This window comes from Acidisphaera sp. L21 (genome assembly GCF_009765685.1).
Taxonomy (GTDB): Bacteria; Pseudomonadota; Alphaproteobacteria; order Acetobacterales; family Acetobacteraceae; genus LMUY01.
Window position 1 is genome coordinate 14107 of sequence record NZ_LMUY01000084.1, and the last position, 14865, is coordinate 28971.

The following is a 14865-nucleotide window of genomic DNA, read 5'->3' on the forward strand; positions in this document are numbered from 1 at the left end:
CACTTTTAGTTGCATCGTAGATGACACTGCGATGGGCTCACGGATGCAGCGCCAAGGTCTCGTGCCCACCTTCCGCATGTCGGCCAAGCCGTATGGTCCCGCCGTCCCGCCACCGCAGCAGGAGGTCGCGAAAATGCGGGCTCAGCGGATTGCCCGACTGCCCCGGCGCCGTCATGAACAGGCTGCGATCCAGGTCCGCCAGGTCGTAGACGCCACGATAGCCCGGGCCATGCACGGAGTCGAAATTGCCGGGCCGGCTGCCACCGCGGAAGATCGTGGTGTCGTCGCCAGGTTGGGCGATCTGGTTGGTCAGTTGCGGCAGCACCGGATCGGCAAAGGTGGCGACGTGCAGGTCGCCCCAGCGCCAGGCCTGAAGGTCCGGCCCCAATCGAGCGACTAGCGGCGGCAACGCTTCGGCGAGCGCCTGGTCCAGCAGGGGGCCACAATCGCCGTTGCACCAACTGGCGCCCGCCGGGCTCAGCGCCCACGCCACCAGGTCGGCCCAGGGCCGCGGCGCATTCGGGCCGATGCCATGGCGTTCCAGCAGCAATGCCTCGAACCGCTGCACCCACGCGTTGAAGATGATGGGTTGCGGCAGCTCCATGCCCATCCGTCCGTCCCAACCCGCCAGCAGACCCGCGGCGTGGCCGGCCAGATCGTCCTTGCGCGGCCGGGCTAGCAGGATGGGCAGGATGTGTTGGGCGAAGCTACTGGTCACATCCATCTGAATAGCGGCGAAATCACCAACGGATTGTTTCTCGCTGCCAAATAATGTGCGTACGCGCTGAGCCCGCCAGTCGCCGTAGAAATCCCGCCCCATGAAGACCGGGAAGTCCGGCGGCGCCACGCGCTCGTTGGTGTTGACGATGCGCCCGCTGGTCGGCGCCACCACGTGGGGCAGGGCGTCGCCGCTGGCCCAGCCGACCCAATCATGCGCGCCATCGGCCCCTTGCTGCGGCCACTCCCCATCGCCGGCCTTGCGCACCGGAATGCGCCCCGTGGTGAACTGGCCGATCTCGGTCGCGTCGGCCACCAGCAGGTTCTGGATCGGCGAAGTAATCAGCGGCGCGGCATGCTGAGCCTCCGTCACGCTCGATGCGCGGTTCAGCGCCAGCAATCCTGTCGCTGCGTCATCCCCGGGCGACAGATTGGCCATTTGGGCGGTGAACACCGCGCCGGCCGGGGCGGCAAGGCCAGGAATATCGCTCACCACTGGGCCATGCCGGGATTCGCGGATCACGATGTCCTCGGCCGGGGCGCCGTGGACGACGATATGTTCGGTGCGGGTGGTGAAGGCAGCGGGCCCGCTCGGCGTCAGGTAGCGCCCATCCGGCAGCACCGTCTCCACGAATACATCCTGCGTGTCGGCGCCGGTGGTGGTGAACGTCCAGGCGATCTTGCCGGTGCGGCCGATCACCAGGAACGGCACGCCCGGTGCGAACGCCCCGGCGAGCGTCGCATCCGGCGTGTCGATCCGCGCCAGGTACCAGATGCCCGGCGTGCTAAACCCCAGATGAGGATCGCCTGCCAGCAGTGGCGCGCCAGTATCGCTATGCGCGCCATCCACCGCCCATTCGTTGGATGCCTCGTCCGGCAAGGTGAACGGGTCCGGAAAGCGCGGCATGAACGCATCCACCGCGCCTGCCAACCCGAATAGGCTGGACGGCAGCAGGCTGGCACTCGGCGCCGGCGTCGTGTCCTGCGTCGGCCACATCTGGTCGATCACATCCCGCGGCACGCTGGCAGACTGCGCCAATCGCGATAGTTCGGACCGCCAGTTGCCCGACAGATAGATGCCCATGGTCTTGCCCCATAGCAGGCTATCCACCGCCGTCCACGGCTCCGGCCGGCCCAGCACGGCGAATTGCAGCGCGCTCCAGCGACCCTTGGCGTCCAGATACGCGTTCACCCCACGCGAATACGCCTCCAGCATCGCGCGGGTCTGGGCAGGAATGGTGGCCATCTCCAGCTCCGCCTGATGGCGCAATCCCAGCACCCGCATCATGCGGTCCAGCGGCAAGGCCCGGCTGCCGGCCAACTCGGAAATCCGGCCCGACGCCGCCCGGCGCATCAGATCCATCTGGAACATCCGGTCCCGCGCATGCACGAAGCCAAGCGCCGCGGCGCCATCCTCCGCCGTAGCAGCGCGGATATGCGGGATGCCGTTGCCGTCGAACGCGATCGACACCGGCGCCGTCAGCCCCGGGATCTGCGCCTCCCCATGCGGGCTCGGCAGGCAGAGGAACGCCACCCCGACCACGGCCACCGCCGCCAACAGAACTAGAACCGTGAGAACGCCGCCGATGCGACGAAGGAGGCGGAGGGCGCGCATTCCCCTCTACATGGCCCGGCAGGGGCGGTGGGAAAAGCCCTGCCGGATGACTGCCATATGACGGTTAGGACTCCCCTGGCAGCGCCCGGGCCGGTTCCGGCGCCGCCACCGGGTTCCGCCCGGCCCAATACCCCGCCAGCATCGAGCCGGACAGATTGTGCCAGACCGAGAACAACGCGCCTGGCAGCGCCGCCAGCGGCGAGAAATAGATCTTGCCCAAGGTCGCCGCCAAGCCGGAGTTCTGCATGCCCACCTCCAACGCCAGGGTGCGGCAGACATTCTCCTCGAACCCCAGCAGCCGGCCGCCCCAATAGCCGCCCAGCAGCCCCAACCCGTTATGCAGCACCACGCCCACGGCCACGATCGGCCCCACCGTGGCGATGCTCGCCTGGCTGCCGGCCACCACCGCGCCGATGATCGCCAGGATTGCGATGATCGACACGAAGGGCAGCACCGGCTCGACCCGGCGGACGAAGCCGGCGGCGAATTGGTTCAGCAGCAGCCCGGCCGCCACCGGCAGCGCCACGATCTGCAGGATGCTCAGCAGCATGCCGCCCACGTCCACCGGCACGGCCGCGTCCACATACAACCGGGTCAACAGCGGGGTGGCGACGATGCCCACCAGCGTCGACATGGCGCTGATGGTGATGGACAGCGCCACATCTCCCTTGGCCAGGAACACCATCAGGGTCGACCCCGTGCCGCTGGCCACGCTGCCGACCAGGATCATGCCCGTCGTCAGCTCCGGCTGCATGTGCAACCCGCGCGCCAGCAGAAACGCCGCCAACGGCATCACGATGTAATGGATCACCACCCCGGCGATCACCGGCGCCGGCTGCACGATCACGCGGCGGAAATCGCCGAAGGTGAGCGTGATGCCCATCCCGAACATCACCACCGTCAGCAGCCCGGTCACATACGGCAGCAGCGGCCGAAACCACTCGGGAAAGAGGTAGGCGGCAACCGCGATCATCGCGGCCCATAGTGGGAACAAGCGGGTAAGGGACACGGCAATACTCTGGACGTTGAAATCGGCGGGCAGGCATAGCTGACTGCCCGATCGGGCGATAGCCGCTCACGACCGGTCTGCGGCCCGGATGGTCATTCGATGGCGACCGCACCCTCGCGCCGCGCATCGGCCGCGCCGAGCAGGGCAGGCTGCGTCACGATCATGACAGTGTCGGACCGCATGATCTGTTGCGTCACCTGTTGGCTCCGCGCCTCCAACGCGGCGAGCAGGCCCGGCGCCTCCAACTCCGCCCCGGTCAGCAGGCCGGCGACGTGCGGCAGGGCGATCGCCTGCGCTGGCGGCAGCGCCCAATCGACCAGCCCCACGACGCCCTGCACGACATAGGCCGGGATGCGCGAGCCGCCAGCGCTGCCTAGCACGGCAACCAGCGCGCCCTTCAGGTCCAACACGAAGGCGGGCGTCATCGACGTGGCCGGGCGTTTGCCGGGCTGCACCCGGTTGGCAACCGGCCGCCCATCCTGCTCCGCCTGGGTGGCGAAATCGCTCATGGCAGCGTTCAGCATAAAACCCCGCACCAGCAGGTAGGACCCGAACGCGCCACTCAGCGAACTGGTGAGGCAGACGGCATTCCCCGACGCATCGACCACGGCGATGGTGCTGGTCCCATGCTCCGGCTGCGGCGGGCTGGCGGCCAGTGGGATGTCGGGGCCGGTCCAGGCCGGGTTGCCGGCGCGCGGCGCATCGGCGGCGTGGTCCCAGTCGATCCCCTGCGCCCGCGCGGTCAGATAGTCGGAGGCGAGCAATCCGGCCAACGGCACCTGCACGTAGTCCGGGTCGGCCAGAAACAATGCCCGGTCGGCGGCGGCCAGGCGTTCGGCCTCGATCATCAACTGGGCGGCATCGGCGCTGGTCAGGTCCAGCGCGCCCATGTTGAAATGCTGCAACAGGCCCAACGCCTGCAGCACTTGTAGCCCGGCAGCGGGGGGCGCCGCGGTGCAGATGGTGCGATCGCGATACGCGAGGCAGGCTGGGGCTCGCTTTTTCACGGCGTAGGCGGCCAGGTCGTCCACCGTCATCAGCCCCGGCTCGGTATCGCCGCGCACGGTGGTGGCGATGTCGGCGGCGATCGGCCCGTGCTGCAGCGCATTGGCGCCCCCGGCGGCGACGGCACGCAGCGTCTGCCCCAGCGCCTGGTTCACCAACGTGCTTCCTGCGGCCAGCGGAGCCCCGTCTGGCGTGAAGAACAACGCGCGCGCGGCCGGTTGGCGACGCAGGCGGTCGGCATGCGCGGCGATGGCGGCGGCCAGGCTGGGGGATACGGGCACCCCGCCCTCCGCCGCGCGAATGGCCGGGGCCATCAGATCGGCCCAGGGCAGATGGCCACCGCGGGCATGATACAGTTGCTCCAGCATCCGCAGGGTGCCGGGCACCCCGACCGACCGACCGCCTGTCGCCGGCAGGATCGCGCCATTGGCACCGCCGAACATGCCCGGCGTTGCCCCTGCGGGCGCCGTCTCCCGCCCATCCCAATGCGTTACTTCATGGGTGGCGGCATTGAAATCCAGCAGCATCGACCCGCCACCCAGGCCGGAGGATTGCGGTTCCGCCACCGCCAGCACCATTTGGGCCGCAATCACCGCGTCCGCCGCCGTTCCGCCCGCATGCAGGATCTGCTGCGCCGCCGTGGCCGCCAACGGATGCGGCGCGACCGCCACGCCCCTTGGCGCCTCCTGGGCGGCAATCGGCCTTGTCGCAGCCAGCAGCAGCAGCAAGACGGCTCGGCGGTGGCGCATAAAGTCGTTCCCCAAGCGAGGCCGCCGTTGCCAGCCGCGTCGCGCAGCGGGAAATTGCCGCCATGACCCAGATCAGGCAAGCGCGGGGCACCGTCGCCTACATCCGCGGCCTCGCCGCGGAGGAGGCCGCGTGCGCCGCGTTGGTCGCCGATGGCTGGACCATCCTGGCCCGGCGCCTGCGCACGGCCGCCGGGGAGATCGACCTGGCGGCGGAACGAAACGGCCTCCTGGCCCTCGTGGAAGTAAAGGCCCGCCCCAGCCTGACCAACGCCGCCTTCGCCCTGGGCCCCGCGCAGCAAGCACGCCTCATCGCCGCCGCTGAGATCGTGTTGGCCGAGCATCCGGGCTGGGGTGCGGCTGGCGTGCGGTTCGACGTGATGGTGGTAGACGCCGCCGGCCAAGTGCGCCGTATCGCCGACGCCTTCCGCCAGCAATAGCACCAGGTGTTGGCGGAAAGCCCGGCGCCGAGTAGGGTCCGCGACCCTAGCCAACCGGAACCCGTGCGATGCGCCTGACCCGATCCCTGATCCCCACTCTGAAGGAGACGCCCGCCGAGGCGCAAATCGCCTCCCACCGGCTGATGCTGCGGGCCGGGTTGGTGCGGCAGACCGCCGCGGGGATCTACGCCTGGCTGCCGGCCGGTCTGCGCGTGCTGCGCAACATCGGCCAGGTGGTGAGGGAGGAGCAGGACGCCATCGGTTGCCAGGAAGTGTTGATGCCGACCCTGCAGCCGGCCGATTTGTGGCGCCAATCCGGCCGTTACGACGCCTACGGCCCGGAGATGCTGCGCGTGAAGGACCGGCACGAGCGGGACCTGCTGTATGGGCCGACCAACGAGGAGATGATCACCGACCTGCTGCGCCAGTCGGTCAAATCCTACCGCGAGTTGCCGCAGATGCTGTACCACATCCAGTGGAAGTTCCGCGACGAGGTGCGTCCCCGCTTCGGCGTGATGCGCGGCCGTGAATTTCTGATGAAGGACGCCTACAGCTTCGATCTGGACTATGCAGGCGCCGTGCTCAGCTATCGCAGGATGATGCTGGCGTATATGCGCACCTTCCAGCGCCTGGGCGTCAAGGCGATCCCGATGGTGGCCGATACGGGGCCGATCGGCGGTGACCTCAGCCACGAATTCATCATCCTGGCCCCCACCGGGGAAAGCGGTGTGTTCTTCGACGCCGGGTTCGAGGAAATCGACTGGCTGGCCGCCGATTTCGATGCGTCCAAGCCCGAGGATCTGGAGCGGTTCTTCACCCAGATGACCAGCCTGTACGCCGCCACCGACGAGAAGCACGACGCCGCCGCCTGGGCCAAGGTCCCGGCCGACCGCCGGCGCGAGGGCCGTGGCATCGAAGTCGGCCACATCTTCTACTTCGGCCGCAAATACAGCGAGCCGATGGGCTTGACCGTTGCCGGGCCGGACGGCGCCCAAATCATCCCGGAAATGGGCAGCTACGGTATCGGCGTATCCCGCCTGGTCGGCGCGGTGATCGAGGCGAGCCATGACGAGGCCGGCATCATCTGGCCCGACAGCATCGCCCCGTTCCGCGCCGCCATCCTGAACCTGAAGCAGGGCGACGCTACCACCGGGGCGATCTGCGAGACGCTATACGCCAAGCTCGGCGCCAACGCGTTGTATGACGATCGCGACGAACGCGCGGGCGTGAAGTTCAACGACGCCGATCTGATGGGCCATCCCTGGCAGATCGTGGTCGGCCCGCGCGGTGCCGCCAACGGCAAAGTGGAGCTGAAGCGCCGCGCCGGCGGCGAGCGCGTCGAACTGTCGGTCGAGGACGCGCTGGCCCGGGTCCTGGGCGCCTGAAAGCCCAAGCGGCGCTCCCCAACAGAGAAGGCTAACCATGTTCAACGCGTTCGAACGTGCCGTCGCCGGCCGCTATTTGCGGGCGCGGCGAGGGGAGCGGTTCGTCTCCGTCATTGCCGGGTTCAGCCTGGTCGGCATCGCGCTGGGCGTGGCGACGCTGATTATCGTGATGTCCGTCATGGGCGGCTTCAAGACCGATCTGCTGAGCCGCATCCTCGGCTTCAACGGCCATCTCGGTGTCTACGGCGCCGGGCAACCGCTGACGGAGTATGACGCCGATGCTGGCAAGATCCGCACCGTGGCTGGCGTCGTGTCGGCCATTCCCGTCGTGGACGGTCAGGTGCTGCTGACGGATGATCGCGGCAACAACACGGGCGGTTTCGTGCGCGGCATCCGCCAGGCGGATCTGGCGAGCCTGCATTCCGTCAGCGACCACATTCGCGCCGGTTCCCTGGCCAACTTCAAGGGACCGGATGCGATCGCCATAGGCATCACCTTGGCCAATCGGTTTGGCCTAACGGCTGGTAGCAAGATCACCCTGGTATCCCCCCAAGGGGCCGCGACGGCGTTCGGCACCATCCCCCGGGTGCGCGCCTACACGGTGGCAGCGGTGTTCCAGGTGGGAATGAACGAATACGACAGCGGCTACGTTTTCCTGCCGCTGGAGTCGGCCCAGATCTTTTTCCAGCAACCCGGCCAGGCCACGCAGATCGAGGTCAGCGTCGACGACGCCGACAACGCGCGCGCGATCGGCCAATCCATCTTGCAGGCACTGTCCGGCACGCCGGTCCGCGTGGTGGACTGGCAGCAGACCAACAACAGTTTCTTCGCCGCCGTCCAGGTCGAACAGAACGTGATGTTCCTGATCCTGACGCTGATCATCCTGGTGGCCGCGTTCAACGTCGTCAGCTCGCTGATCATGATGGTGAAGGACAAGACGCGGGACATCGCCGTGCTGCGGACGATCGGCGCCGGGCGTGGCGCCGTGCTTCGGATCTTCCTCATGGTCGGCGCCTCCATCGGCGTCACCGGCACCGCGATTGGCACTCTGCTAGGCGTGCTGTTCTGTCTGAATGTGGAGCGGATCCAGGGCTGGGTGGAGGCGTTGACCGGCCGCACCGTGTTCGACCCGACGGTCTATTATCTGGCCCACCTGCCGGCGAAGCTGAATTGGCACGAGGTGGCGCAGATCATCATCATGGCGCTGGCACTCTCGCTACTGGCCACGCTCTATCCCTCCTGGCGCGCTGCACGCACCGATCCAGTGGAGGCCCTACGCAATGTCTGACCCGCTGGAACTCCGCGACGTCAGCCGCACCTACCGCACCGGCGACGCGACGCTACAGGTGCTGCGCGCCGCCAACCTCACGCTGAAACCCGGGGAGATCGTGGCGCTGGTCGCCCCCTCCGGCACCGGGAAATCGACGTTGCTGCACCTGGCAGGGTTGTTGGAGCGTCCGGATGCCGGCGCGGTGTTCGTGGATGGCCGCGATTCCGGCGCGCTATCCGACCCGGCGCGCACTGCGATCCGGCGGGATTCCATCGGCTTCGTCTACCAATTCCACCATCTTTTGGGCGAATTCACCGCGTTGGAGAACGTCGTCCTGCCGCAGATGATCGCCAACAAGCGCCGCAAGGACGCCGAAATTCGCGCCCGCGAGCTGCTCGAAACGCTCGGCCTCGGCGCCCGCACCACGCATCTGCCCGGCAAGCTATCCGGCGGTGAGCAGCAGCGCGTCGCCATCGCCCGTGCCCTCGCCAACGCCCCTCGGGTGCTACTGGCGGACGAGCCTACCGGCAACCTGGACGTCGCCACCTCCACCGTGGTGTTCGACGCGCTGTTGGCAACCGTGCGGGGGCAGGGCGTTGCCGCGCTGATCGCGACCCACAACCCCGATCTCGCGGCGCGGATGGATCGCCGGGTCACCCTGCAGGACGGCCAAATCGTCCCGGCCTGAGCAGCCGACCCGCCACAGCATTTTCCGCGCGATGAGACTCATCGGGCGGCTAAAAATGCTCGCCAAAACAGAGAGCTACAGCAAAGTTCGTGCATCTTTCAGCACGAGTTTGCTCTACGTCATCGCCGACGTGTGCTGCGCCCCGGCAGCCCGTGCCACTGCGCGGGCCAGATCCTGCGAACTGAACGGCTTGTCCAGCGTCCAGGTGTTGCGACCGTCCCAGATCTGCAACCCGTCATCCTTGGCATACCCGGTGACGAATAGGATCGGCATGGTGGGGATCCGCTGCCGCACCGCCTCTGCCAACTGGCTGCCATTCATTTCCGCCATGGCAAAGTCGGTGGCGACCAGGTCGAACGCGACGTCCCGCGCCAGCGTGTCGAGCGCGGCGCGTCCATTGTCGAAATCCACCACCTCGTGTCCCAAATCCTCGAGGACTTCCCGCGTGGCCATCCGCACGGCGTTGTCGTCATCCACCAGGAGAATCCGAGCCGGCGCCACGGCGCGCGCGGTTGTAGGCCGCAGAGCCTCCGGTATTGCGCCGGCAACCCGGGGCAGGGTGAGCATGACGATCGTGCCGGCCCCTGGTGCGCTGTCGATGGACACCGTACCCCCGACGGATTGGGCGAAGCCATAGGCCGTGGATAAGCCAAGGCCGGTGCCTTTCCCGGTCTCCTTCGTGGTGAAGAACGGTTCCAGGGCACGTGCGCGCACCTCCTCCGTCATGCCTTCGCCGCTATCGACGACGGAGATCCGGACGTAATCGCCGGCTGGCAGCCCGGCCACCGCGGCGCCCAGCTCCAACCGTTCGGTGCGTAACACCATTTCGCCACCACCCGGCATGGCGTCGCGGGCGTTCAGCGCCAGGTTCAGCAGCGTCACTTCCATCTGCACCAGGTTCACCGCCACCGGGCTCGCCGCTGGGTCCAGTTCGTAGCGGACGCGGACCATGGGACCGATGGTGCGGGCAATCATCTCGCCCATTTCCTGGATTGCCTCGTTGGGGTCCAGCGGCCGTACCGCGACCTCCCGCTTGCGGGCGACGGCCAGCATCTGGGCGGTCAACGCCGCCCCGCGCTGCGCCGCCTGCATCGCGCCGCCCAGCAGGCGAACGACCCTGGGGTCCGAACTGCGCTTGGTGGCCAATTCCAGCGGCCCCATGATCGCGGTCAGCAAATTGTTGAAGTCATGCGCCACACCGCCGGTCAGCCGGCCCAGCGCCTCCATCTTCTGCGATTGTTCCAGCGCCAATTCGGCCTTCTGCCGCCGCTCCACCTCCGCCAGCAGGGCGTGGCTTGCGCTGATCTCGCTGGCCGTTCGACGGGCAATCACCCGCTCGGTCAGCAGCAGCGCCGCCGCCAACAGGCCGGAAAACGCCGCCATAAACAGCATGTCGATGAACCAGGCGCGCCGATACACCGCGTCGTCGATGGAATACCCAACCAGGAGCGGCTGATTGGTCAGCCGCCGATAGGCCCAAATCCGCTGCCGTCCATCAATGGCCGATGGCCCCTCGAATATGCCCCTATCACCGGGACGCTTGCCTGCCTCGTAGACTGCGGATTGTGCGGGCATCTTCATCACACCACCCGGCAGTGGCGGATGGCGGAATAGAACCACCCCGTCCGTCCGGACCAGGGTCGCCGTCGAGTGCCCCGGATAGTCGATGACGGCCGAATAAACCTCGTGGAGGTAGTCCGGAGAGATCGTGGCCCCGATCACCCCATCGAATTTCCCATCGCGCAGCCGAACCCGCGTCGCCGCGAAGGTCAACCGGCCATCAATCCGGCTGTTATAGGGTGCGCTGATGAATGTGCCGGAATTGCCCTCCCGCGCATGTGTCACGTAATCCCGATCGCCCACGTCCGGCAGTATGTCCAACGGGAACGTGCGGGAGTTTGCGACCGTGTGCCCATCGGGTGCGATGAGGAAGATCGACTCCAACTGCGGCAGTTCGTCGCGAAGCTGGGCGATAAAATCGTGCAATGGCTTCGACGATTGGATGCTGGCCCAGTCCATCTCGCTCGTGCGGTCCAGCACCCGCGCCAACACCAAATCCGTGGTTTCCACCACCTTCTGCCCGTGCTCCGCCAGGGCTGCACTGGTGGACAGAACGTCGTTGCGCACACGGTTGCGCTCCAGCCTGAACTCATACCATCCAGCGGCGACGAAGATGACCGTCGGCAACACGATGCCGATGACGAACAGCGGACGCGACGACAACAATCCATATCGAAGCCGCAGCGCCATGTCTCCTGGACCATCCCTGCGATAGCTGTCACCCCAACCAAGCAGGGCTGGATCCGCAATATCACGGCGTTATTGCATTGTAGGTTAACGAAACCTAACAATCCTACAATACCCTATCACCAAAGATGAATTCGGCGGACGTAACGATAGTAAGCGCCGGCTAGGCGGCTTCCGATCGGCGCATCTCTTCCTCGAACGTGGCGGCAATGTGCGCGGCCAGCACGTCCGTCACCGGTTGCGCCGGTTTGCGCGCCTTCAGCAATTGAATGGCCGAGTTGGGCAGGGCCGGCAACTCACCAGGGGGCAGCAGGCGCAGCCCCTCCGGCACCCACGTCACGTTCGACACTGTCACCGCCAGCCCGGCCATCACCGGCGTATGCGTCCCCGTCAGCGAGGCGGAGGTATAGGCCACCCGATAGCGCCGCTTATCCTTCTCCAGCGCGCCCAGCACCGAGCGCCGCCACGTGCAGCCATGGGTTTCCAACGCCAGCGCCAGGGGCAGCGGGTCCATCCGGTGCGGCGCGTGCTTGGCCGAGGTGATCCACCGCAACGGCCCCTCCCACAGCAGCACCGATTCCAGCCCCTTCGGCGTGTGCCCGTCGCTGCAAAGCGCCAGATCCAGATCGCCATCCTGCACATGTTGCACCACCTGGTATGACGGGGCGCACATCACCTCCACATCCACCGCCGGATGCGATAGCGCGAACCGCCGCAGCACGGCGGGCAGATAGCGCAAGGCGTAATCGTCCGGCGTCCCCAGCCGTACCGTGCCCTGCACAGTGGGGGCATGGAAAGCGTCCCAGATCTGATCGTTGATCGCCAACAGGTCGCGTGAGCGTTCCAGCAGATAGCGCCCATGGCTGGTCAGATGCACCTGGCCGCCCTTGCCACGCAGCAGCAGCGTTTCGCCCAGCATCTGCTCCAGCCGCTGCACCTGCATCGACACGGCGGATTGCGTTCGCCCCACCCGCTCAGCCGCGCGGGTGAAGCTGCCGTCCTCCGCGATGTAGGCAAACACGCGGAGCAGCGCGGTGTCGATGGTCGGGGTCGTGCTCATGCAGATCAATATGGTTGATGACCATCATCATGACAATTCGTTTTCCTGATGCCCGTTGGAGGGCCATTCTTCCCGTGCGATCAAAGGAGAACATCATGTCGCAGACCGTCACCAAGCTTCGTATCGTCCCGGCTCAGCCGCGTTGGCAGGATCGGCTGGTCGCGGTGTGGCACCGTATCGGCGCCGCATGGCAGGATGCCGCAACCCGCCGCCAGCTCGCCGAACTCGGTGACCGCGAACTGAGCGACATCGGCGTGTCCCGCGCACAGGCGAATTTCATGAACGAGCGCCCGGTATGGGAGCTTTTCCCAGGCAACCACCGCTAGCAACCTCATGCCCGGGCTGCGTGCCCGGGCATGATCGGGCTGGCTAGTCCTGGCGCTCCAGGATCGAGACGTAGTTCGCGACCGCCGCGCCGCCCATGTTGAACACCCCGCCCACATCGGCGCGCGGCAATTGCAGATCGCCGGCCAGCCCGGTCAGTTGCATAGCGGCCATCACGTGCATCGACACGCCGGTCGCGCCCACCGGATGGCCCTTCGCCTTCAACCCGCCAGAGCGGTTGACCGGCAGCTTGCCGTCCTTCTGCGTCCATCCCTCCAACGCCGCCCGGGCGCCCTGGCCCTCCGGCGTCAGCCCCATCGCCTCGTACTCGATCAGTTCGGCGATGGTGAAACAGTCATGCGTCTCGACGAAGGAAAGGTCTTCCAGCTTGAGCCCCGCGGCCTCGAACGCGCGATGCCAGGCGACTGCCCCAGCCTCGAACCGCGTCGGGTCGCGACTGGACAAGGGCAGGAATTCGTTCACATGCGACGCCGCGCGGAACCGCACCGACTTGCCGCCCGCGAGCGCCAGAGCACGCGCGGTTTCCTCATCGGCAAGGATCAGCGCCGCAGCGCCGTCCGATACCAGCGAGCAATCCGTCCGCTTCAGCGGCCCGGCGACATACGGGTTCTTCTCGGACGGATTGCGGCAAAACTCGAACCCCAAATCCTTGCGCATCTGCGCGTAGGGATTGTCCACGCCATTCTTGTGGTTCTTCGCCGCGATCGTCGCCAGCGCGTCGGACTGGTCGCCATGGCGCTGGAAATACGCCTCGGTAATCCGGCCGAACACGCCCGCGAACCCGGCAGGGATCTTACCCTCTTCCTTGCGGTACGACGCACCGAGCAGGTTGTCGCCAACCTGCGGACCAGGTGTTGCCGTCATCTTCTCCACCCCGATCACCAGCGCGAACCGTCCGCGTCCGGCGGCGATGAAGTCCCGGGCCGCATACACGGCTGCCGAGCCCGACGCGCATGCATTCTCATACCGCGCCGCGGGCTTGAACCGCAGGTCCGGCACGCTCTGCATTGCCAACGAGCCGGGGAAATTCTGCTTGCTGAACCCGCTGTTGAAATTGCCGACGAACACGCCGTCCACTTCGGCGCTAGGAATACCGGCATCCTCGATCGCGGCGCCGGCCACGCGGCCGATCAGGCTTTCCAGATCCGGATCTTCCAACTTGCCGAACGGCGAGTGCGCCCAGCCGACGATGCATGCCTCGGTCATGGTCTTTTTCCCCTGTTTTTCTTCCCCGGCTGTGGGGTGGGATCACCATGCCGAATTGACGGCGCAGCGGCAAATGGGACACCAATGTCGCCAATAGGTAATAAGCCCTGGGGAAATGTCCATGACCGCCACGTCCCGCCGCGCCGTTCTGGCCGGCGCCACCGCGCTACCGCTCGTCTCGATCCTCAGCCGCCGGGGCTCCGCGGCGGAGTTCAGCTACAAGCTGGCGACCAATTTGCCGATCACCCACCCGCTCAGCGCCCGCAATGCGGAGGCTGCGGCGCGCATCAAGGCCGCGACCAACGGACGGTTGGATATCGCGATCTTCCCCAACAGCCAACTCGGCTCCGACACGGACATGCTCAGCCAGGTGCGCAGCGGCGCGTTGGAGTTCTTCACCCTGTCGGGGCTGATCCTGTCCACCCTGGTGCCGCTCTCGGCGATCAACGGCATCGGTTTCGCGTTCAAGGATAACGCCCAGGTCTTTGCCGCCATGGACGGGCCATTGGGCGCGATGGTGCGGGCCGAGATCGGCAAGCGAGGCCTGGTGGCGTTCGAGCATATCTACGACAGCGGCTACCGCCAGGTCACCACCAGCACGAAGCCGATCAACACGCCGGCCGATCTGAAGGGTGTGAAAATTCGCGTGCCCACCAGCCCGCTCTGGACCTCGATGTTCCGCGCCTTCGGTTCAGCCCCGACATCGATCAACTTTAACGAGGTCTATTCCGCCCTGCAGACCAGGATCTGCGACGGTCAGGAAAATCCACTCTCGGTCATCGACGCCGGCAAACTGAACGAGGTGCAGAAATACTGCTCCATGACCAATCACATGTGGGACGGTTTCTGGCTGCTGGCCAACAAGGATGCGTTCGCCGCATTGCCCGCCGACGTGCAGACGATCGCCACGACGGAGTTCGCGCGCGCCGCCATCGAACAGCGGGCCGACGTTCAGGCGCTGAATGCCAGCCTTCGGGACAGCCTCAGCAAGCGCGGCCTGGTGTTCAACGACGTCGATCCGGAGTTGTTCCGCGACGCACTGCGCAAGGCCGGGTTCTACGCGGAGTGGAAGGGCAAGTTCGGCGATCAAGCGTGGAGCACGCTGGAATCGACCGTCGGCACCCTGTCCTAG

Annotated in this window: 12 protein-coding genes; 6 read left to right on the forward strand and 6 right to left on the reverse strand. The window is 66.7% G+C overall.

All coding sequences use genetic code 11. The annotated features are described in order from the left end of the window. Nucleotides 1–37: 37 nt before the first annotated feature. The 3 genes from GSQ76_RS17630 to GSQ76_RS17640 all read right to left on the reverse strand — a co-directional run bounded on the left by GSQ76_RS17630 (nucleotide 38) and on the right by GSQ76_RS17640 (nucleotide 5095). Nucleotides 38–2332, reverse strand: a complete 2295-nt coding sequence (locus GSQ76_RS17630) for a penicillin acylase family protein (protein WP_158745451.1) — start codon at nucleotides 2330–2332, stop codon at nucleotides 38–40. A gap of 64 nt (nucleotides 2333–2396) precedes the next feature. Further along, on the reverse strand, nucleotides 2397–3305 hold the full coding sequence (locus GSQ76_RS17635) for a bile acid:sodium symporter family protein (protein ID WP_335904911.1): 909 nt from the start codon (nucleotides 3303–3305) through the stop codon (nucleotides 2397–2399). Between the two features lie 128 nt (nucleotides 3306–3433). Further along, nucleotides 3434–5095, reverse strand: coding sequence for a gamma-glutamyltransferase family protein (locus tag GSQ76_RS17640; protein ID WP_158745452.1), 1662 nt, complete (start codon nucleotides 5093–5095; stop codon nucleotides 3434–3436). Nucleotides 5096–5157: 62 nt separating this feature from the next. Here GSQ76_RS17640 and GSQ76_RS17645 point away from each other — a divergent pair, with 62 nt between their 5' ends. The 4 genes from GSQ76_RS17645 (at nucleotide 5158) to GSQ76_RS17660 (ending at nucleotide 8875) form a co-directional block, all read left to right on the forward strand. Beyond that, nucleotides 5158–5532 carry a YraN family protein gene (locus tag GSQ76_RS17645; RefSeq protein WP_158745453.1) on the forward strand — a complete coding sequence of 125 codons (375 nt, stop codon included), beginning with the start codon at nucleotides 5158–5160 and terminating at the stop codon, nucleotides 5530–5532. 68 nt (nucleotides 5533–5600) lie between these two features. Then, nucleotides 5601–6917 (forward strand): proline--tRNA ligase, encoded by a 1317-nt coding sequence (gene proS, locus GSQ76_RS17650; protein ID WP_158745454.1) that lies wholly within the window; start codon nucleotides 5601–5603, stop codon nucleotides 6915–6917. A gap of 37 nt (nucleotides 6918–6954) precedes the next feature. After that, on the forward strand, nucleotides 6955–8205 hold the full coding sequence (locus GSQ76_RS17655; protein WP_158745455.1) for a lipoprotein-releasing ABC transporter permease subunit: 1251 nt from the start codon (nucleotides 6955–6957) through the stop codon (nucleotides 8203–8205). Beyond that, a complete protein-coding gene (locus GSQ76_RS17660) occupies nucleotides 8198–8875 on the forward strand; it encodes an ABC transporter ATP-binding protein (protein WP_158745456.1) in 678 nt (225 codons plus the stop codon). Before GSQ76_RS17655 ends, GSQ76_RS17660 begins: the two co-directional genes overlap by 8 nt. Nucleotides 8876–8989: 114 nt before the next feature. Here GSQ76_RS17660 and GSQ76_RS17665 read toward each other — a convergent pair whose 3' ends face one another. Continuing rightward, entirely contained in the window at nucleotides 8990–11125 is a 2136-nt protein-coding gene (locus tag GSQ76_RS17665; RefSeq protein ID WP_158745457.1) for a hybrid sensor histidine kinase/response regulator, read from the reverse strand. Between the two features lie 160 nt (nucleotides 11126–11285). Beyond that, nucleotides 11286–12182 (reverse strand): LysR family transcriptional regulator, encoded by an 897-nt coding sequence (locus GSQ76_RS17670; protein WP_158745458.1) that lies wholly within the window; start codon nucleotides 12180–12182, stop codon nucleotides 11286–11288. 95 nt (nucleotides 12183–12277) lie between these two features. Between GSQ76_RS17670 and GSQ76_RS17675 the strand changes: the two genes are divergently transcribed. Then, nucleotides 12278–12508 (forward strand): DUF1127 domain-containing protein, encoded by a 231-nt coding sequence (locus tag GSQ76_RS17675; protein WP_158745459.1) that lies wholly within the window; start codon nucleotides 12278–12280, stop codon nucleotides 12506–12508. A 43-nt stretch (nucleotides 12509–12551) separates the two neighbouring features. Here GSQ76_RS17675 and GSQ76_RS17680 read toward each other — a convergent pair whose 3' ends face one another. Further along, a complete protein-coding gene (locus GSQ76_RS17680) occupies nucleotides 12552–13733 on the reverse strand; it encodes an acetyl-CoA acetyltransferase (RefSeq protein WP_158745460.1) in 1182 nt (393 codons plus the stop codon). A gap of 121 nt (nucleotides 13734–13854) precedes the next feature. On the opposite strand from GSQ76_RS17680, the gene GSQ76_RS17685 reads away from it, so the two are divergent. After that, nucleotides 13855–14865, forward strand: coding sequence for a TRAP transporter substrate-binding protein (locus tag GSQ76_RS17685; protein WP_158745461.1), 1011 nt, complete (start codon nucleotides 13855–13857; stop codon nucleotides 14863–14865).